This is a genomic window from Agrobacterium tumefaciens (assembly GCA_025559845.1).
Taxonomy (GTDB): domain Bacteria; phylum Pseudomonadota; class Alphaproteobacteria; order Rhizobiales; family Rhizobiaceae; genus Agrobacterium.
The window spans coordinates 601162-619254 of record CP048470.1; the positions used below are offsets into that span (position 1 = coordinate 601162).

The 18093-nt window shown below is 56.6% G+C and carries 19 protein-coding genes; 14 read left to right on the top strand and 5 right to left on the bottom strand.

Annotated elements, in window-relative coordinates:
• Positions 1–113: 113 nt before the first annotated feature.
• Together FY156_19245 and FY156_19250 are read left to right on the top strand one after the other, a co-directional pair.
• Entirely contained in the window at positions 114–1349 is a 1236-nt protein-coding gene (locus FY156_19245) for a GAF domain-containing sensor histidine kinase (protein ID UXS03691.1), read from the top strand.
• Position 1350: 1 nt separating this feature from the next.
• Complete coding sequence (locus FY156_19250) at positions 1351–2073, top strand: response regulator transcription factor (GenBank protein UXS03692.1); 723 nt, start codon at positions 1351–1353, stop codon at positions 2071–2073.
• A gap of 18 nt (positions 2074–2091) precedes the next feature.
• Here the strand turns inward: FY156_19250 and FY156_19255 are convergent, their stop codons facing one another.
• Positions 2092–2976, bottom strand: a complete 885-nt coding sequence (locus FY156_19255; GenBank protein UXS03693.1) for a LysR family transcriptional regulator — start codon at positions 2974–2976, stop codon at positions 2092–2094.
• A gap of 113 nt (positions 2977–3089) precedes the next feature.
• Between FY156_19255 and FY156_19260 the strand changes: the two genes are divergently transcribed.
• Together FY156_19260 and FY156_19265 are read left to right on the top strand one after the other, a co-directional pair.
• Positions 3090–3551 carry a VOC family protein gene (locus FY156_19260; GenBank protein ID UXS03694.1) on the top strand — a complete coding sequence of 154 codons (462 nt, stop codon included), beginning with the start codon at positions 3090–3092 and terminating at the stop codon, positions 3549–3551.
• A 73-nt stretch (positions 3552–3624) separates the two neighbouring features.
• A complete protein-coding gene (locus FY156_19265) occupies positions 3625–4458 on the top strand; it encodes an SDR family NAD(P)-dependent oxidoreductase (protein ID UXS03695.1) in 834 nt (277 codons plus the stop codon).
• A 125-nt stretch (positions 4459–4583) separates the two neighbouring features.
• On the opposite strand, the gene FY156_19270 is transcribed toward FY156_19265, so the two are convergent.
• The gene (locus tag FY156_19270) at positions 4584–4970 is read right to left on the bottom strand and encodes a winged helix-turn-helix transcriptional regulator (protein ID UXS03696.1); all 387 of its coding nucleotides are present in this window, start codon (positions 4968–4970) and stop codon (positions 4584–4586) included.
• Between the two features lie 382 nt (positions 4971–5352).
• Between FY156_19270 and FY156_19275 the strand changes: the two genes are divergently transcribed.
• The 6 genes from FY156_19275 (at position 5353) to FY156_19300 (ending at position 11769) form a co-directional block, all read left to right on the top strand.
• Positions 5353–5883 (top strand): dehydrogenase, encoded by a 531-nt coding sequence (locus FY156_19275; GenBank protein ID UXS05150.1) that lies wholly within the window; start codon positions 5353–5355, stop codon positions 5881–5883.
• A 29-nt stretch (positions 5884–5912) separates the two neighbouring features.
• A complete protein-coding gene (locus tag FY156_19280; GenBank protein UXS03697.1) occupies positions 5913–7544 on the top strand; it encodes a GMC family oxidoreductase in 1632 nt (543 codons plus the stop codon).
• A 2-nt stretch (positions 7545–7546) separates the two neighbouring features.
• Entirely contained in the window at positions 7547–8983 is a 1437-nt protein-coding gene (locus tag FY156_19285; GenBank protein ID UXS03698.1) for a c-type cytochrome, read from the top strand.
• A gap of 131 nt (positions 8984–9114) precedes the next feature.
• Positions 9115–10605, top strand: coding sequence for a GHKL domain-containing protein (locus FY156_19290; protein UXS03699.1), 1491 nt, complete (start codon positions 9115–9117; stop codon positions 10603–10605).
• On the top strand, positions 10602–11183 hold the full coding sequence (locus FY156_19295; GenBank protein UXS03700.1) for a response regulator transcription factor: 582 nt from the start codon (positions 10602–10604) through the stop codon (positions 11181–11183). Before FY156_19290 ends, FY156_19295 begins: the two co-directional genes overlap by 4 nt.
• Positions 11184–11280: 97 nt before the next feature.
• On the top strand, positions 11281–11769 hold the full coding sequence (locus FY156_19300) for a heme-binding protein (protein UXS03701.1): 489 nt from the start codon (positions 11281–11283) through the stop codon (positions 11767–11769).
• A 77-nt stretch (positions 11770–11846) separates the two neighbouring features.
• Here FY156_19300 and FY156_19305 read toward each other — a convergent pair whose 3' ends face one another.
• Positions 11847–12905 (bottom strand): D-alanyl-D-alanine carboxypeptidase, encoded by a 1059-nt coding sequence (locus FY156_19305; protein ID UXS03702.1) that lies wholly within the window; start codon positions 12903–12905, stop codon positions 11847–11849.
• A gap of 349 nt (positions 12906–13254) precedes the next feature.
• Here FY156_19305 and FY156_19310 point away from each other — a divergent pair, with 349 nt between their 5' ends.
• Entirely contained in the window at positions 13255–13719 is a 465-nt protein-coding gene (locus FY156_19310; protein ID UXS03703.1) for a heme-degrading domain-containing protein, read from the top strand.
• Positions 13720–13790: 71 nt separating this feature from the next.
• Here the strand turns inward: FY156_19310 and FY156_19315 are convergent, their stop codons facing one another.
• Positions 13791–14897, bottom strand: coding sequence for an NADH:flavin oxidoreductase/NADH oxidase (locus FY156_19315; protein UXS03704.1), 1107 nt, complete (start codon positions 14895–14897; stop codon positions 13791–13793).
• A gap of 105 nt (positions 14898–15002) precedes the next feature.
• Here FY156_19315 and FY156_19320 point away from each other — a divergent pair, with 105 nt between their 5' ends.
• Entirely contained in the window at positions 15003–15362 is a 360-nt protein-coding gene (locus tag FY156_19320; GenBank protein UXS03705.1) for a helix-turn-helix transcriptional regulator, read from the top strand.
• Positions 15363–15377: 15 nt separating this feature from the next.
• Here the strand turns inward: FY156_19320 and FY156_19325 are convergent, their stop codons facing one another.
• Entirely contained in the window at positions 15378–16220 is an 843-nt protein-coding gene (locus tag FY156_19325; GenBank protein UXS03706.1) for a LysR family transcriptional regulator, read from the bottom strand.
• 100 nt (positions 16221–16320) lie between these two features.
• Between FY156_19325 and FY156_19330 the strand changes: the two genes are divergently transcribed.
• Both FY156_19330 and FY156_19335 read left to right on the top strand, forming a co-directional pair.
• Positions 16321–17559: an MFS transporter gene (locus FY156_19330; GenBank protein UXS03707.1), complete on the top strand. Its 1239-nt coding sequence runs from the start codon at positions 16321–16323 to the stop codon at positions 17557–17559.
• Between the two features lie 131 nt (positions 17560–17690).
• Positions 17691–18092, top strand: coding sequence for a GNAT family N-acetyltransferase (locus tag FY156_19335; GenBank protein ID UXS05151.1), 402 nt, complete (start codon positions 17691–17693; stop codon positions 18090–18092).
• Position 18093 lies beyond the last annotated feature (1 nt).

Consider the following 18093-nt stretch of genomic DNA (forward strand, 5'->3'; position numbering starts at 1 on the left):
GAAAGGATGCGGGAACCCGCAAGACGAACAGCACCGTGAAGCGCACTATAAGCTGCTGGTGCTCGTGTGACACCCGATATCGATACGGCAGGCGCTTGGGAGGGCGTCCGCACATGCTGGACACGCCAAAAAGCGCTCTTTTCCATCACTATATGGGCATTTCGCGTCTGCTTGCCGGGCAGCTCGAGTTCAATGCGATCATTCAGGCAGTGGCGACCGAGGTCACCCATATCATCCCGCATGACCATCTTGATGTCTGCATCAAGCAACTCGACGACAAATACCACATTGCCTATGAAAGTGGCCTCGCAAGTGCTTGGAGCAGACAGCCACCGGCACTTTTGACGGGAAGCCCGATCCGCTCGGTGCTGTCAGGCGAGGTCGACTATCTCTTGAGCGGGGATGCCTGCGCGGATCCACGTTTCCATTTCGAAGGCGCCTTTTCCAGCCCGATCATAGAGCTCAATCTGCATAGCCGTCTGCATGTGCCGATGAAGGTACACGGAGACATTATTGGCGCTTTGAGTTGTTCATCACATCAATCCAATGCCTACTCGATGGAGGATGTCACCAATGCCCGCGCCGTCGCGGATTTGCTGGCCCCCTATTTTTACGCGATCCGCGCCGCGGAGCAGGCAAAGCGTTCCGCGATTGAAGAAGCCCGTGCCAACGCCCGCGAGGAGGGCCTTCGGCTGGGCGCCCTACAATTGACAGAAGCGCTGGAGGCCGAACGACAACGCATAGGCATGGATCTGCACGATCAGACACTGGCGGATTTGACGCGGCTTGCACGACGTATCGAGCGGATGAGTTATACGACAGACCTCTCCGGTGAGATGCTCGAGCCGGTGGTGCGAAGCCTCCAGCATTGCATGCAGGATCTGCGTGAAATCATCGAGGAGGCAAAGCCTTCAATTCTGCAATTGTTTGGTGTCGTGCAGGCAATCGAAACCTATGTGGACCGGTCCGTGCGCGACAGCGGATATATCATCAACTGGTCAGTCGCCGACGATACGGATGGTCTGGTCGAAACGCTCGATAAAACAGTGGCGATTTCGCTCTTCCGTATCGTACAGGAGGCAATCAACAACGCAATCCGCCATGCCCAACCCGAAACGATTGCGGTGACATTATCGATTGTGAATGGTGGCCTCAGGGTCAAAATCAGCGACGACGGTACGGGCGGTGGCAAAAATCGCAGTGTCGGCGGTCATGGCATCAGCAACATGAAAACAAGGGCGCGGCTGATTTCCGCTCGGTTTGAGATTGGCAGGAACGATCAGGCTAAAGGTACCTGCATCACCGTTTTCTTGCCCAAGGATGTTTTTGACGGGCGCAAGGAGCTTTGACATGGATGTGTTGATTGTTGAGGACGACGCTTTGCACCGCGCCTATCTTAACGAAGCAGTGCGGGCCGCCCTGCCGGAATGCGACACCGTTCTGGAAGCTGCAAACGGCAGGACCGGCGAAAAACTCGCACGCGAAAACCGCGCGGCTCACATCGTCATGGATTTACAGATGAACGAGCGTAATGGCATTGAGGCTGCTCGCACAATCTGGAAGGAAAGACCTGATACTCGCATCCTGTTCTGGTCGAACTACTCCGACGAGGCCTACGTCCGAGGGGTGTCCCGAATTGTTCCGGAAGGCGCAGCCTATGGCTATGTTTTGAAATCGGCATCCGACGACCGCTTGCGGTTGGCATTGCGCAGCATTTTCATCGAGGCACAATGCGTGATCGACAGGGAAGTGCGCGGTCTACAGGAAAAAAGCCTGGGCAAAGCCCACGGCTTTACCGACTCCGAGTATGAAATCCTGGTCGATGTTGCACTCGGTCTGACTGACAAGGCGATTGCCCGTCGGCGCAATCTTTCGCTACGCAGCGTGCAAAATCGCCTACAAAGTCTCTACGAAAAACTGAACGTTCATCAGGCCGCCGGCGACGATGAAGCTGAAGGCCGATATAATCTCAGAACGCGCGCAGTGACCGTCGCCTTCCTGCGCAAGCTGTTAAACTACAGCGCGCTCGAACGGGCAGAACGAGAATTGTCCGAATGGGCGGGAACCCGTTAACCGCCTGATCCGGTCTCGCTAGACCCGTAAGGCTTCAATCACGGCACGCAAGCCTGCGGATATATACCTGCGTGTCGGGTAATAGATGTAGAGCCATTCCATCGGAGCGCTCCAGGACGCTAGGCATTCTACCAGCCTGCCATCGGCGATATGGGGACGTGCCCTCTCCTCCCAAACATAGGCGAGACCAATGCCGGAAAGCGCTGCCTCAACCATCAACTCGTGGTCATCAAGCGAGAGCGGTCCCGACGGTTGAAATTCAATGATTTTTCCAGCTCGACTGAACTCCCAGGGATATGGCGTGCCACTAGGGTAAATGTTGCGCAGACAGACATGAGCCTGCAATTCCTCCGGAGATTTCGGAGCCGGATGCGTGGCGAGATATGCGGGCGAACCAACCACCGCAAACCTGAGACGAGGGTTGATCTTTACCGCCGTCATACCATCCCGAAGGCTTTCTCCGAGCCTTATCCCGGCGTCGAACCCCTCCTCGACGATATCCACCAGTCGATCCGTTGTAACAATCTCAACTTCAAGATTGGGATTGGCCGTTATCAGCGGTGCCATGACCGAGCGGAAAACGAAAGGCGCGACCGAACTCGGCGCATTGATGCGAACTTTTCCAAAAGGTGTATCGCGAAACTGGTTCAACGCATCGAGCGCTGAACCAATGTCTCCGAATGCAGGTGAAAGCTGTGCCAGAAGCATTGCGCCAGCGTCTGTCAACGAAACGCTGCGTGTCGTCCGGTTCAACAGGCGTATGCCCACCCGTGCCTCGAGATTGCTGACCGCGTGACTGATTGCGGATGCGGTCACACCTCTCTCCTCCGCCGCCCGACGAAAACTTCGATGCCGAGCAACGGCATCGAAAGCTGCAAGTTCAGATAGATCGGCTGCACGCATTAATGAACCCTGCTCATGACTGAAGAGAGAATTACCTCTCTAATCAAAAATATGAAAAGGGTCCAGATTTCTCCTCGCAAGCCTCTGTACGCTTTACCGACAAGGAGAAACCCATGGCCGACTTTATTACTCCCCCTCAAAACAAAACATCGCCATTTGCCGGCATGAACGGGCACCATGTCGCCGTTCGCACACCTGACCTTGAAAGTGCCAAACGCTGGTATGTCGAGAAACTTGATTTCCGGGTGGTCGCGGAATGGAATTACGCAGATGAGCAACTCGCTTATCTTGCCCCAGCGACGGACGACCATTTCTACATCGAAATACTGGGGGGCGGCGATCCCGCTCCCATCGAGCTTCGTCCATACGCGGGCCTCGGAGACAGCCTGAAATATGCCGGCTACCACCATTTCTGCCTGAACGTCACCAGCGTCATCGATACGGTTGAGGAACTGCGAAAACGCGGCGTCACCATCGTGACCGAACCCTTTGAACTGCCCGCGATCAGCCGGCGTCTCGCGTTCTTCTGTGATCCCTTCGGCAATCTGATCGAACTTGCTGAAGTGCTTGCCTGATCTTTCCTCATCGTCGCCCGCTCATAATCCGACGACGGCTCATCAACATCTTCATCTTACAAGGAGAATACCCATGAAAACCTGGTTTATCACCGGTGCATCCCGCGGCTTTGGCGCTCTCGTCACTGAGTTGGCTCTGTCCAATGGAGATAACGTCGTCGCCACGGCCCGTAACCCGAAGGCGATAACCGATCGTTTCGGAACACATCCCAATCTGATGCCGATCTCGCTTGATGTCACCAACGAACAGCAGGCCGAAACGGCAGCACGTGAAGCAATCGCCCGCTTCGGTCGCATCGATGTCCTCCTGAACAATGCCGGCTTCGGACTTATGGGAGCGGTTGAGGAAGCTTCTGCCGCCGAGGTAGAAGCAATTTACCGCACCAACGTCTTCGGCCTCCTGAATGTCACACGCGCAATCCTGCCGCATATGCGGAAGGCGCGCTCGGGTCGCATACTCAATATTTCCTCGATCGGCGGTTATCGCGGTGCTGCGGGATTTGGTGTCTATTCGTCGACCAAATTCGCGGTTGAAGGAATAAGTGAAGCCCTGCACGATGAACTCGCACCGCTTGGTATCCATGTGACAGTGATCGAACCGGGCTATTTCCGCACCGATTTTCTCGACAGCACTTCGCTGTCCGTCAGCACAAACATTATCGACGACTACGCAGCCACCGCCGGAATGGTCCGCTCGGTAGCAACCGACCTCAGCCACAACCAGCCCGGTGATCCGAAAAAGCTGGCGGCAGTTCTCCTCGAGTTCGCAGATGCCGCCAATCCCCCTCTGAGACTGCCCCTCGGCAGTGACACCGTCGCCGCGATTGAAGACAAACATCGCAGAGACGCGGCAATTCTCGCGGAATGGCGTTCGGTATCAATATCGACCGACTTCATTTCTGAATGACACTCTTCATACACAGAGGCGGAGATAACTCGTCTCTGTGTATTTTTTTCTCTTACAACTGAGAACTCTGGCTCTCTGGGAGCTCTACACGAATTTGCTAGCAGCCATGATACTGCGGCGACAATTCAATCCTTGTCCTGCTTTTCAGATGCAGGCACCGCGATGAAATCATTCATGCTCTTGAGGAACGCCTGGAACTGATCCTTCCCCATGGAGGCTTCAATCCGGGCGCGGGCACGGGCAGCAGCTTTGGTGAGTTGATCCAGAACTTCGATCCCTGCCGGCGTGATGTGGAGAAGGCGGGCGCGTTTGTCAGAGGGGTCAACCGTTCGTGTGATCAGTTCGCGTGCCTCCAGAATCTCGACACACTTGGTGACCGAAGAGCGATCAAGGGCGATGCGTTCGCCAAGCATGTTCTGTTGAATGCCAGGTTCAATCTGCACAAAGGCAAGTGCGCTGAACTGTGTCGGAGAAAAGCCAATGTCCTCCGCTTCCTCGGTAAATATGCCCAAGGCGACCTGCTGGCAACGCCGCAGAAGGATACCGTGGGTGTTAAGCATATGCGCGGCTGTAAGCATTAAGACTGCCAGTGCCTCTTCCCAGAATTGACAATAGGAAATTAGTGGCGTAGCTGATTATCAGTAATCCAACTAATTTATGGAAGGACGCTGCGCCTTGTTGTCGCAGACCTCCAGCATCGATGACACGACTGAATCCATGACTGAATACAGCTTCCCTCCCCATAACAACGCGCCGACCTTTTACGAGACTCGATAGAGGCTGCCGCAGGGCAAATATTGCCCGACCTTGCCCGCTCGCGCAACGCTCCGCAACCGGCGTTTTCGCGCCTGGTTTTTCCTGCGCGGCGGTTTCAATCATTGAAGTGGACGAACGATAGTGCCCCAAACACCCAACACTTTATCTCGCCGCAGCTTGCTGCTCGGCGGAGCAAGCCTCATCGGCGGCAGCATGCTTGCTACACTCTGTCCGCCGCTGTCGCTTGCAGCGACAGATGCCGCCGACATGAGCGGGCGCTTCATGAGAATGTCCAACCTGTTGATCGACCATCGGCTGAATGCCGATGTTGGCGCGCGCATCGCAGAAACGGCCTCCAAGCAATACGCCCGCTGCTCCGAGATGCTTGATGCAATCATCGCCATTGCAGAGAAAAACAACGCGAGAGTCGTTGAGGACTTCTTCCCCGACGTTCCGGATGGAGAACTGAAGGATTTCGCTTTTTGGGTGATATCTGCCTGGTATAGCGGCTGTTCCTCCGAAAAGCGCGACGCGACGGTCTTCACCTTCGAAGAAGCGCTCACCTTCAAGACGACGAGCGATATGGTGACGATCCCGTCTTACGGACTGACTGGCCCAAACATGTGGCACCGTCCAAGCGTGCCGCTCTCGGCTATGCCGCGTTTCTAAGAAAACCCAGCGAAGAAAAGACCTTTCCCATGGCTACCAAGAATAGTGCCGACGTCGTCATCGTCGGAACGGGCGTCGTTGGCGTCGTTATTGCAGAACAGTTGCTCGATGCCGGCCACTCCGTTTTGATGATCGAGGCCGGGCCGCGCGTTACGCGCGCCGAAGTCGTCGAGAACTTCCGAAACGCCCCACTCGGTGTCAAAGGCGACACATCCGTTGCCTATCCACCGCGTCCCTGGGCACCCCATCCAACCGGCGGAGAAAAGCCGGAAGATGCCTATCTTCAATTGAGCGGTCCCGACAGTTACGCCCAGACCTTCATTCGTTACGCCGGGGGCTCCACATGGCACTGGGCCGGCACATCCTGGCGCCTGACACCCGAAGACATGCGTCTTCGATCTCTCTACGGCGTTGGCCGCGACTGGGCGTTCGACTACGACACGCTCGAGCCCTATTACGTCCGCACTGAGAAAAAGCTTGGCATCTGCGGCCCCTCTGACCCTGCGCTGCAATGGCCGCAACGCCCGCGTTCTGCACCCTACCCCATGCCTGCTTTGCCGTTTTCTCCCGGCGAAAACCGTTTCACCGAGGTCGTAAAGACTTTGGGATACAACAACATTCCAGTCGCGCAGGCGCGCAACAGCGGCATGCCTTACGATGACCGCCCCGCCTGTTGTGCCAGCAACAACTGCGTCCCGGTCTGTCCCGTTGGAGCACGATACGATGCGGCAACCTCGCTACATCGGCTGGAAAACAAAGGCGCCACGATCCTTGCCGATTCTGTCGTCTACAAGGTGGAGACCAATGCACAGAACAAGATCGAGGCTGTCCATTACCTCGATCAGAACAAACAGACACATCGTGTCACCGGCAAGCTTTTCGTGCTCGCCTGCAATGGCCTCGAAAATCCCAAGCTGCTCTTGATGTCGGCAGACGACCGCAATCCAAACGGGGTCGCCAACAGTTCCGATCAGGTCGGCCGCAACATGATGGATCACCCTCAGCTCACATTGACCGTGACGACGAAGGAACCCTTCTGGGCAGGCGTTGGACCCGTCGTCAACAGCGGCATTATGGAAACGTCCCAAGGGGCATTTCGCTCCGAACACGCTGGCGCTTATTTCCGCTTCAACAACTTCGCCCGCAACCGTTTCGTCACCTTCGCAGCCTTGAAAAAGGGCCTCGTCGGCAAGGCGCTCGACGCCGAAATCCGCCGGCTGACAGCCTGCACGGCCGATATCGTCGCCGCGCACGAAGTCCTTCCCGACCCGAACAACCGACTGACTCTATCCGAAAAGAAAGATTGGCACGGCTTGCCCAAGCCATCGATCCACTACGATGTCGGCGAGTACACTCGCAAATCTGCCGAAGTCTATTCGCTGCCGATCGGTCGTCGCATCGCCGAGGCGATGGGCGCGACCGACGTCAAGATCAGCCCCAAGTTCAACCAGAGCAAGCACATCATGGGTGGCACGATCATGGGTAACGACGCGAGCAATTCCGTTGTCGATGCCGACTGCCGATCACACGACCACGAAAATCTTTTTATTCCCGGCGGTGGCGCCATGGCATCCACAGCCTGCGGCAATAGCACGATCACCATGACCGCTCTTGCCATCAAGGCCGGTGATGCAATCGTCAGCCAGATGCGGGGCGCATGATCATGACTAAAAAGACATTCGCTCTCGCCTTGGCTCTCGGCGCTTTCCTGCCGGGCATCAGCACTGCGCAGGAGTTCTCGAAAGAACTGGTGGACAGAGGCAAATACCTCGCCACCGCCGCCGATTGCATCGCTTGCCATACAAATCATCATGGCGGCGAACCAATGGCCGGCGGCTTACCGATGGCCTCTCCCGTTGGCACGATCATGTCGACCAACATCACGCCATCGAAACAATTCGGTATCGGAAATTACAGCGAAGCGGAATTTGCCAACGCTGTCCGAAAGGGCGTTCGTGCCGACGGTGCCAATCTTTACCCGGCGATGCCTTATGTGTCCTATTCTGCGATGACGGATGAGGACATACACGCACTTTATGCCTATTTCATGCAGGGCGTCGAGCCGGTTGAGAAAGAGGCCCCGCAGACCAGCCTTCCTTTCCCGATGAACATCCGGGCGTCGATGATGGGCTGGAACCTTCTGTTCCGCCCCAGCGAAACCCATGTGGATGATCCACAGCGGTCGGCCGAATGGAACCGTGGGCGATATCTCGCCGAGGGTGCTGCACACTGCAGCACCTGCCACACGCCACGTGGCTTGCTTATGCAGGAGCAGAAAGCTGCCAATCTCAGCGGTGGCCAGGTCGGCCCCTGGTATGCGCCTGACATCACCAACGACCAGGTGACCGGTATCGGTTCCTGGAGCCAGCAGGACCTCGTGACCTACCTGAAGACCGGTAGACTGGATCACCGCGCCCAGGCGGCCGGAAGCATGGCAGAAGCGATCAGCTACAGCTTCCAGCACCTGACAGATGCCGATCTCAACGCGATAGCCACGTATATTCGCAGCGTGCCATCCGCTCGCCCTGCGAAAGAGGCGGCAGCTCCGACCCGCTTCGATCTGGGCAGCGCGGCGAATGAATTGACCGGGTTCCGCGGTCAAAACTATGCAAAGGGCCTCGCCGGCGTAAACTCCGGTGCGCAAATCTACTCCGCCAATTGCGCATCGTGCCATGGCTTCAACGCTGAGGGCACAGGTGACGGATATTACCCAAGCCTGTTCAAGAACGCCGCAACTGCTGGTGACAACGGCGTCAATCTGATCGCAACGATCCTCTATGGTGTTGACCGTCATACCGGAGACGACCACGCATTCATGCCACCGTTTGGTGATCAGTCCAATGCGTTGACGTCGCTTAACAACGTCGAAGTGGCATCACTTGCCAACTACATCTTCAAACATTACGGGAACGCCGATCTTGCCGTAACGCCAGATGACGTTCAGGTTATCCGTAATGGCGGCCCAGCCTCCAACCTGGTGGTCATGGCACAAATTGGTGTCGGCGCCGGGGCAACCGTAGCCTTGGTTATCTTGGCTGCAGGACTTTATGTCCTGCTACGTCGGCGCCACCGCAAATCCACCATGACGCTACAGGGATGACCATACATTATTGACGCATAACGTGTTGCTCGCCATGCCATGGCGGGCAACCTGCCGTTTTGACAAAGCTTGACAGGTCCCTGTCCACAAGACATGCCATTTTCGATGGCATCTGAACAATCGGGATCATTTTGCGAGCAGCCACACTAGGATTTTGGGCCACATTCCTCGTCACGACTTTGATCGCCATCGGCGCGGTCGCGGTCGTCCGATACAACACGGGATTGTCGGAACTTGCCGCCACGACCCGGCAGACTGATGTCCTGCTGGCAGAAAAACTGGCGCAGCACGACGCACACCTGACGGCGCTTGCGGCAGTCGTCCGCATGTCGAACGATGAACCTGCAGAAAGCGTGCAGGGGCTCGCGCAATCCGTAAGCATGTTTTATTCACGCATTACGAACATCGCCACGATCAGGATCGAAGGCCCGGTCTCGCGCGTGGTCACCTATGGCGCAGCGACAGGTCCACTTGTCTCCTCCGAACCCACAGAAGGTTTGCTCCTGCCACAAAGGCCTGGTGACACAATGGTTCGCGCAATCCCGGGCGCGCACGCCTATGACATCTACAAGCTGGTTGAGTTCAATCGGCTGCTGCGGCTGAGGATCGACGCAACCCGATTGCTGGCAATCGAGCAGATGCCACCGGAGTATTCTGTAGGCCTGTCTCTCGGCGACAGTGTGCTTTTCACGCGCCCAACGAGCGCACCTGCCATCACCTCGGCAACCGAAGCGCTTTCGTCCTCCAATGCCGGACAACCTCTGAAGCTCACCGTCAGTCGCGTTTTCGGACCGAAAGAGCTGTTGCCTCCACTAGTTCTGATACCGGTTCTCGCTCTTCTGGCTGGAGCACTCTGGCTTGTTCGACAGTATCGCCATGCCAGCAACGAGCGACGACGTCAGGAACAACGCGCGGCCCTGCTTGAACAAGAAACGCAGCTTGCTCATGCTGGGCGGGTAAACGCGCTCGGTGAAATGGCGTCAGGTATTGCACATGAACTGGCCCAGCCTGTGGCTGCAATGCTCGCGCAAAGCCAGGCAGCGCGCCGCGCGATCACGATCAACCGCACAGACATTCTCGAACAGGCGCTTGATGCCAATGTCCGAGAAGCCAAACGAGCAGGAGACATTCTCGGCCGTATGCGGGCCTATATTTCCGGAGCTGATGCAAAGATCGAGAATGTGTCCTTGACTGACGCGCTGACTGGTGCACTGCGTCTGGTGGAGAGCGACATTGCACAAAGGGGCATCGTTCTGGAAACGTCGATTTCCGAGAAGCCATGTCTTATCGCCATCGACGTCATTTCCTTCCAGCAGGTGATCCACAATCTGATCCGCAATGCTGTTGACGCGCTGGTCAACCGCCCGGCCCCGCACATCAGAATTTCGGCTGAACCTCAAGGAAAGGAAGTGATCATCACTGTCCGCGACAACGGTCCGGGCTTGGACCCTGCCTTGATCGAGCGCATATTCGAACCATTCTTCACGACGAAGAAAGACGGGATGGGTCTTGGCCTGCCGCTTTGCGCACGCCTAATCGAAAAAATGAACGGCACGCTTGAAGCACACAATGATGATGGCGCCTGTTTTACGATCCGCATACCATTGGGGAGCGCCGAATGATCTACGTCGTCGATGATGATGCCTCCGTTCGCGAAGCCCTTTCTCTGCTTCTCGCCACCTACGGCAAAGAGGTGACCGCTTTTTCCGATGCCGCCCATCTTCTTGCCCATCTGGACAAAACAAAGCCAGGTGTCCTCATTCTGGATCTGCGCATGCCAGCAACCAGCGGACTTCAGCTTCTGAAAAAACTGTCCGAGATGGATATAGATTGGCCGGCGATCATGATCACCGGGCACGGCGATATCGAAGCCTGTCGTCGCGCTTTCAAGGCAGGCGTCATGGATTTTCTGGTGAAGCCGGTGGACGAACATGTACTGATTGACGCGATCACATCATGCGAAGCCAAGCTGTCAGAATTGATGGCGCAGCACGAAACGGGCAAGCTGCTGGAACAACTCACCAGCCGCGAACGCGAAGTCATCGACCTTGTCACAAAAGGTTTCGGCAGCAAAGAGATCGCGGCCGCGCTCGGTGTATCGATCCGTACCGTGGACAGCCACCGGGCAAATATTGCGCTGAAACTTGGAACGCCTGCCGTTGCCGAGCAGACGCGTATCTGGCTTGCGCTTAATCGGTAATTCTACCGATAGAGGTCAGTGTCTCTGCGAATTTTGGCAATGTCTCTCTTTGGCTAAATGTGTCTCCAGCAACACCAGCAACTGGAGACCCACGGATATGAAAAACGTTCTGCTTTCGATCGCACTTTCAACTGCTTTCGCTAGCTCCGCCTTCGCGCAAGACACCGTCAAGCAGACGAGCCTTGGCACGGCTGCGGCAGTCGAACTGGCGAACGCAGCAGTCGCCGCGTGCTCTGCCGAAGGTTACAATGTTGCAGCAGCCGTCACCGACCGGGCTGGCATCCTGCTGGCACTGGTTCGCGCTGAAAACGCTGGTGCCCACACGGCAAATGCCGCCACGGCCAAGGCATACACATCGGCATCCTCACGCAATCCAACCAGCGGGATGGCCGAAACCGTTTCGAAAAACCCCGCAGCTGCCGGTCTCGTCGACATTCCGGGCTTCCTGGTCCTGGCAGGAGGCGTTCCGCTCAAGATCGGAAAAGACACCATCGGTGCAATCGGCGTTGGTGGCGCGCCCGGCGGTCAACTCGATGAGGCTTGCGCTACGAAGGCGATCGAGAAACTTGCTGACCGGCTGAAGTAAGCTTCAATGATCTATGACCAGCGCCTGCCAAATGACTTGCGGGCGCTGGTCTTCTCTCTTCTGGCAATAGGCTTACGTCACTGCGTGACGGGGCGCGGAGCAGGTAACGGCACACTCTCAACGGTTTCGCTGGCCCATGTGCGGATGGCGTAGACCTGGCTTGGCCCCTCACCTTCCAAATAGGTTTCGTGGCCGGGCAACCCCATTGGGTAAAGTGCTTCGCGGCTGGTCTCATAAGCCGCGCTCTGGTTGGTACAGAGACGTATCCGCATATCTTCCGGCGCGACCTCCGGCCTGTTTGGAATGTCATCCACGCGCTCCGCCCGTGCCGCCAATTGCCCGTCGAAGGCCTGAGTGAGGTACTGCGCGGAACGCTCATTGCGTTCTCTTTCCGTGGTCGCACCGAGCACGACGACCATAACCTGCTTGCCATTGCGCGTGGCAAGGCCGACATAGTTTCTCCCCGACGCACAGAGAAAACCGGTTTTCATTCCAATCGTGCCGGGGTAGCGGCTCAGGAGCAAATTGTTCGACTTGATCTCCTTGCCGTCGATGGTCACTGCCGTGGCCTGGAAGAAATGGCGGTACTCGGGAAACAGCCGATCAATTTCCATACCAAGGATCGCAAGATCACGGGCCGTTGAATAATTCTGCCGGCTGAAAAGACCGTTCGGACTGGCGAAATGCGTTCCAGTCATCCCAAGCTGCGCGGCCCTCTCGTTCATGCGGGCAACGAATGTTGGTTCGCTGGATGCAACGGTTTCGGCCAAAGCGACCGCCACGTCATTTGCAGACGCGGTAATCGTCGCATAAAGCGCATCCTCGATCGTCATCGTTCGGCCAAATGTGAGGCCGGACTCCAAAAACGCCTGTTTCGTCGCGTTACGCGACATCACAACAGGCGTCTTCAGGCTCACGACATTTGCATGAAGAGCCTCGAAGGTCAGCAGAGCCGTCATCATTTTGGTTGTCGAGGCCGGATACCAAGGCACGCCGGCATCCTCCTGATAAAGCACATCACGACTTGCGACATCCACAACCAGCACCGGCGTTGCACTGGCCGGCACGCTCGCCAGGCAAGAGGCAACAAGCAAAGCGCCTTTGAACATTCGCTTCGTCGGCTGTTTTCCCGGCATATCCGGGCTGCCAGGTAAGCCGCATCCTAGACGATGAAAAATGGAATGCTTTGAGAATAACATGGGCAGATGCTTTGGCTGTGGTCGGTTAATGTGAGATAGGGAAGATCGAGCTGATGTGTCGAAGCCGTCGCAAGATCAGAAAAACAAGATGTTCGAATACTACCAGTACCACCGACAGCGCAATGGCTAACGCTTCGACATCACGAGAAACTGTTCGGCTCTGACGGGCATCTGCGAGATCGGTTTGGACTAAGCCCGGACGCTTCCTGACGAATTGATATCCGCGTTCCGAGACGATAACGTCACGCACGGAAGATCGGGTTTCCTTAGCAAAAACGAGAACATGATGAGTGATTTGAAGACCGTCCTGGAGCAGGAACGCAGACTTGTCCTGCCGAAGTTTGATGAAGATATCGCGTTCGAGCTTGGAACAATCGGCTGGAGAATTGCCACCGAGCGGCAACTGCCAATTGCCATCGATATCAGAACGTTCGACCGTCAGATTGTCTATCTGTCGCGCCCAGGCGCCTCCTCAAACAACAGCGAATGGGTGAGACGCAAGGCAAACACGGTGCGCCGGTTCCTGAAGTCAACCTATCGCATCGTGCTCGAGCAGGGTCGCGAAGGTGAGTTTTCACCGAAGACCGGTGCCGATATCGCCGACTACGTCATGGCAGGCGGTGGCTTCCCGATTGTCGTTCAGAACGCCGGAATTATCGGAAGCCTGACGATCTCAGGTCTGACCGGGGAAGAAGATCATGCTCTTGCAGCCCAGATCCTCATGGAACATCTGAAAATCGATCCAGCGTAAGCGGGATCTTTGGCGATACCCGCTAAGGGTTGAAAGCATACCCCGACTTAAGCGTCGGGGTATGCCTGATTTTAGAGGGCCTTGAACAGGGTTTTCAAGGTCGCCGGCTGACTGCGGTGATATTGAGGAGCGGCGGAAACTTCGCCACCGAGCGCTGCGGCAGCATGCCATGGCCAACGTGGATCATAGAGAATCGTGCGGGCCAGACCGATCAGATCGGCATCTCCCGTCGCAACAATACCTTCCGCCTGAGATGGCTCGGTGATCAATCCGACAGCAACGACCGGCATCTTTACGGCAGCCTTCACAACGCGCGCGAACGGCACCTGGTAGCTAGGAGAAACAGGGATCTTTTGCTCGACATGCAGGCCGCCAGTCGAGACATTGATCGCATCGCAGCCGCGAAGCTCGAGTGCTTTGGCAAACTCAACGGTTTCCTCGAGATTCCAGCCACCATCGTGCCAATCCGTCGCTGAAACACGGACAGAGACAGTCTTGTCTGCTGGGAAGGCAGCGCGCACCGCATCGAAGACTTCCAACGGAAAGCGCATCCGGTTTTCGAGGCTTCCACCGTATTCATCCGTTCGCTGATTGGCGAGCGGCGACAGGAACGAATGGAGCAGATAACCATGCGCGGCGTGTATCTGTACAGCATCGATGCCGATACGCGCGGCACGGACGGCAGCTTCTGCGAAAGCGTCGCGGATCGCGTTCATGCGCTCGCGGCTGAGTTCGGTCGGCGCATTGTCGGTCGATTTGAATGCGACAGGCGACGGCCCCTCGGTTTGCCAACCATTCTTGTGGTCTGGCGCAATCTGCCCACCACCCTGCCAAGGTAGATCCGTCGATGCTTTTCGTCCGGCATGAGCAAGTTGGATAGCAATCGGGATGTTCGACCACTTCCTGACGCCTTCGAGTGTTCTGCGCATCGCATCTTCAGTTGCGTCATCGTACAAGCCGACGTCGGCGTAGCTGATGCGCCCTTCAGGGACAACTGCTGTCGCCTCGATCGTCAGCAAACCAGCGCCGGAAAGGGCAAGCTGCCCAAGATGAATAAGGTGCCAATCCGTCATGCAACCGTCGACGGCCGAGTAGGTGCACATAGGAGCAATGGTTATACGGTTCTCGAGTTCGAGGTTACGGATCTTGAAGGGTGTAAAAAGTTGGGGTTGGGGCATGAGGTCACCTTTGGTATGGGATAGGCCATACCTAGGATGCAAGCGGGTATGCGTCAAGCCATACCTTAGACTTGCACCAGGCAGCCAATCCTCGTAATTTACAGTATGCCAGAAATTCTTCCCCAGCCCACGCGTGATGAAATCGACCTCAGCGTCGTGTTTTCCACCCTGTCCGATCCCTTGCGTCGCACGGTGATTGCCATTCTGGCGACGCTCCCGGATTGCACTGAGCGCAACTGCGCATCGTTCGGCTTTCCGGTCGCCAAAGCGTCGCTGACCCACCACTTCAAAATTCTTCGCGAAGCGGGTTTGATCAGCCAGATCGACTACGGTAACCGTCGCGCGTCCTCGCTTCGTCGTGACGACATTGACGCCCGGTTCCCGGGCCTTCTCGCTCTTTTGATGGAAGAGCTGGAGCGGGATGGTGGTGTCGACAAAGCTGTCGCCTCAACCGGAAAACGTTGAGCCATCATTGCTGCTTCACGATGACTGAAAAGCGCGTGTTATCCGTCGAAGTACAGCGTTGGCGTGATCCCCCGTCACCGCAGAAATCATCACGACATCCAACGTTGGAAGCTCTGGTAGAAGAGTGCCGTTGATCTCCCGCACCCCGGCAGGTGCTGCGCTCTGCGCCAGAAGTGCAACGCCGATCCCAGCTTCAGCCGCCGCCCCCACAGCCGTTGCTCCAGTCCCTACAAAGACCTCACGCCAGGCAATATTCTCGCTCTCCAGAGATCGAAGCGCCATGGCGCGCAGATTGCAGGGTTCCGGTTGAAGCACGAGAGGTACAGGGGCGTCCGGAGGCAGACTGAAGTCCACGCTGCAGTACCAGTTGAAGTTTTCCTGAAACAAGGTCTCACCGTCGCGACGGATATCGTCGTGCCGTAACACGACGATCGCGTCGAGCTCGCCGGAATCGTAAAGTTCGAGCAGCGTTCTTGTGCCGGCGGTTCGAAGATGAAGCGTTACGCTCGTCTCCCGTTCACTCACAACACGAAGGATGCGGGGCAGATCGGCACCGATCAAGTGATGCGTGACACCAATCGCAAGACGCGTTGGCTCTTTACCAAAAACATCAAGGGCGCGACGGCCCGCAGCAACATAAGCACGTGCCGGCTCCAGTAAACGCTCACCTGCCGCCGTCAAACGGACTCGACGCGGTGTTCGTTCGACAAGACGATGCCCCAGCATGTCTTCGAGCCTGCGCAAGCGCAGGGATATGGCGGCTTGCGTCGTGCTCATCACTCCAGCAACCCGAGTGAATGACTGCAATTCGGCGACGAGAAGAAAAGCCTCGACGGCTTCGAGATCAAGGGAGCGCATACATTTATAACAAACTGTTATCGCTGAAATGCGCAAGCCCCTAATTCTGCAGACAATAATAGAGCGCTATTCCGACGAGAACTCTCGATAGGATTTTCTCGTGTCATCACAAATTTCACCGCCCTCCCCCACATCCGCAGTTCCCGTCGTTCCTCGAATTTGGGCAGTCCTTGCAGTGGCGGTAGGCACTCAAACTGCAGGCTCCTTTGTTTCGCAAGGGATTTACATCCTTGTGCCCTTCTGGCGCGAAGCGTTCGGCGTCTCTCTCGCATCAGCCGCACTGGCTGTAACCGTCATGAACGGCGTCCAGATAGCAACAATGTTCATGCTTGGTCGCGCCATTGACAGTCACGGTGAACGTCGCATCGTCGGCATTGCAATGCTCGGCATGGCAATCGCTATGGCCTGCGCTGCGACATTCGCAGACAGCCTGCTGGCACTTTTCCTCTGCATGGCATTTTTGGGTGGCACCTACGCTGCGGTGCAGCCAGGCGGTACACGTGCGATCATGCGCTGGTTTCCACCGGCAAAACGCGGCATAGCCACGGGCTTCAGACAGGCAGCTGTTCCTTTTGGAACGATGATCGCAGCAGCTCTTCTTCCCCTCATCGCAGTTCAGCATGGCTGGCATGCTGCGGCTTGGCTCAGCGCCGCTGTTTCCTTAGCCGGCGCCGCACTTTTCTTGGGATTATACCGTGAAGGAGGCGATCTCGCCGCCAAAACCGAGCGGCCACTTCCACTGTCGCAACTCGTTCGCACCGTCGGGCAAAACAGGAACTTCTGGCCTGCACTGCGCCTAGGCATCGCCATGTCCGCATTCCAGTTTACCTTAACGGCACACATCATCGGCTTTCTCGCAGATGGTTTGGGGCTTGGGCTTTTCGCAGCCTCATCCATGTTTGCCGCAACGCAGCTTGTCGGAATTCCCGGTCGCATCCTGTTACCGTGGATTAGCGATAGCTTCCGGCCCGGGCGTCGCAGCCAATCCTTCGGCCGCGTGTCCGTGATTGCCGCAAGCGCTGCCGCGACGCTTGCGGCTTTACCCTTGGGAACTCCCACACCAGTCATTCTACTCGTTCTTGTTGGCCTCGGTATTTTTGGAATCGGCTGGTTTCCGCTCTACCTTCTTGAAATCGCGGAGAGTGCACCGAAAGGTTCGATCGCATCTACCGTTGCCTTCGCCTCCACGATCTGTTTGGCGGTCATGGCACTAGGCCCCTATGTCTTCGGACTTCTCGTCGACCATTCTGGCTATGGCCTGGCGTGGTCGGCACTTGTCGTGCCGGTGCTCGTCACGGCGCTGCCTTTGGCCATATCATCGCCGTCTCATCCGAAATAGTTGCGGATGACCGGCGCCATGTCGTTAATGGAGGTCGATGATCGCCGGGAGAAAAAAGAATGGCTTACCTCATCCAAAGGCTGGAACAGCATTCCGAACTGCTCGGTGAGTTTGCCGAACTGCTGGAAGAAATGCAGGCGCACTACGACGTGCCCTGCCCCACCCGCGAAAACATTCTGAACGGATTGAAGGAACGGCCCGACGCGTCCGAGATCATTATCATCACCGAACAGGGCACGATCCTTGGCTTTGCTGCCTTTAGCGCACTCTACCCCGGCCCTTATCTGCAACCCGGTCTTTTCCTGAAAGAACTTTATGTCCGGCAGCGCTACCGAAGCCGGGGCCTCGGTCAAAAATTGCTCGCGCACTTGGCACAGCTTGCCGTGGAGCGCGGGCTTTCGCGGATCGATTGGACGGCAGATGCGAATGACGACCGCTTGTTGCGCTTCTATGACAACATTGGCGGCACGCAGAAACCGGAGAAGATCTTCTATCGTCTCGACGGAGAGGCGCTGAAACGGCTGGCGAACTGAA

Excerpts from the sequence above, each read along its gene's own strand:
- FY156_19265 (UXS03695.1), top strand. The coding sequence starts at position 3,625 with ATGAAAACCTGGTTTATCACCGGTGCATCCCGCGGCTTTGGCGCTCTC.
- FY156_19250 (UXS03692.1), top strand. The coding sequence starts at position 1,351 with ATGGATGTGTTGATTGTTGAGGACGACGCTTTGCACCGCGCCTATCTT.
- FY156_19260 (UXS03694.1), top strand. The coding sequence starts at position 3,090 with ATGGCCGACTTTATTACTCCCCCTCAAAACAAAACATCGCCATTTGCC.
- FY156_19280 (UXS03697.1), top strand. The coding sequence starts at position 5,913 with ATGGCTACCAAGAATAGTGCCGACGTCGTCATCGTCGGAACGGGCGTC.
- FY156_19315 (UXS03704.1), bottom strand. The coding sequence starts at position 14,897 with ATGCCCCAACCCCAACTTTTTACACCCTTCAAGATCCGTAACCTCGAA.
- FY156_19335 (UXS05151.1), top strand. The coding sequence starts at position 17,691 with ATGCAGGCGCACTACGACGTGCCCTGCCCCACCCGCGAAAACATTCTG.
- FY156_19300 (UXS03701.1), top strand. The coding sequence starts at position 11,281 with ATGAAAAACGTTCTGCTTTCGATCGCACTTTCAACTGCTTTCGCTAGC.
- FY156_19305 (UXS03702.1), bottom strand. The coding sequence starts at position 12,905 with ATGCCGGGAAAACAGCCGACGAAGCGAATGTTCAAAGGCGCTTTGCTT.
- FY156_19310 (UXS03703.1), top strand. The coding sequence starts at position 13,255 with ATGAGTGATTTGAAGACCGTCCTGGAGCAGGAACGCAGACTTGTCCTG.
- FY156_19320 (UXS03705.1), top strand. The coding sequence starts at position 15,003 with ATGCCAGAAATTCTTCCCCAGCCCACGCGTGATGAAATCGACCTCAGC.
- FY156_19255 (UXS03693.1), bottom strand. The coding sequence starts at position 2,976 with ATGCGTGCAGCCGATCTATCTGAACTTGCAGCTTTCGATGCCGTTGCT.
- FY156_19245 (UXS03691.1), top strand. The coding sequence starts at position 114 with ATGCTGGACACGCCAAAAAGCGCTCTTTTCCATCACTATATGGGCATT.
- FY156_19325 (UXS03706.1), bottom strand. The coding sequence starts at position 16,220 with ATGCGCTCCCTTGATCTCGAAGCCGTCGAGGCTTTTCTTCTCGTCGCC.
- FY156_19295 (UXS03700.1), top strand. The coding sequence starts at position 10,602 with ATGATCTACGTCGTCGATGATGATGCCTCCGTTCGCGAAGCCCTTTCT.
- FY156_19285 (UXS03698.1), top strand. The coding sequence starts at position 7,547 with ATGACTAAAAAGACATTCGCTCTCGCCTTGGCTCTCGGCGCTTTCCTG.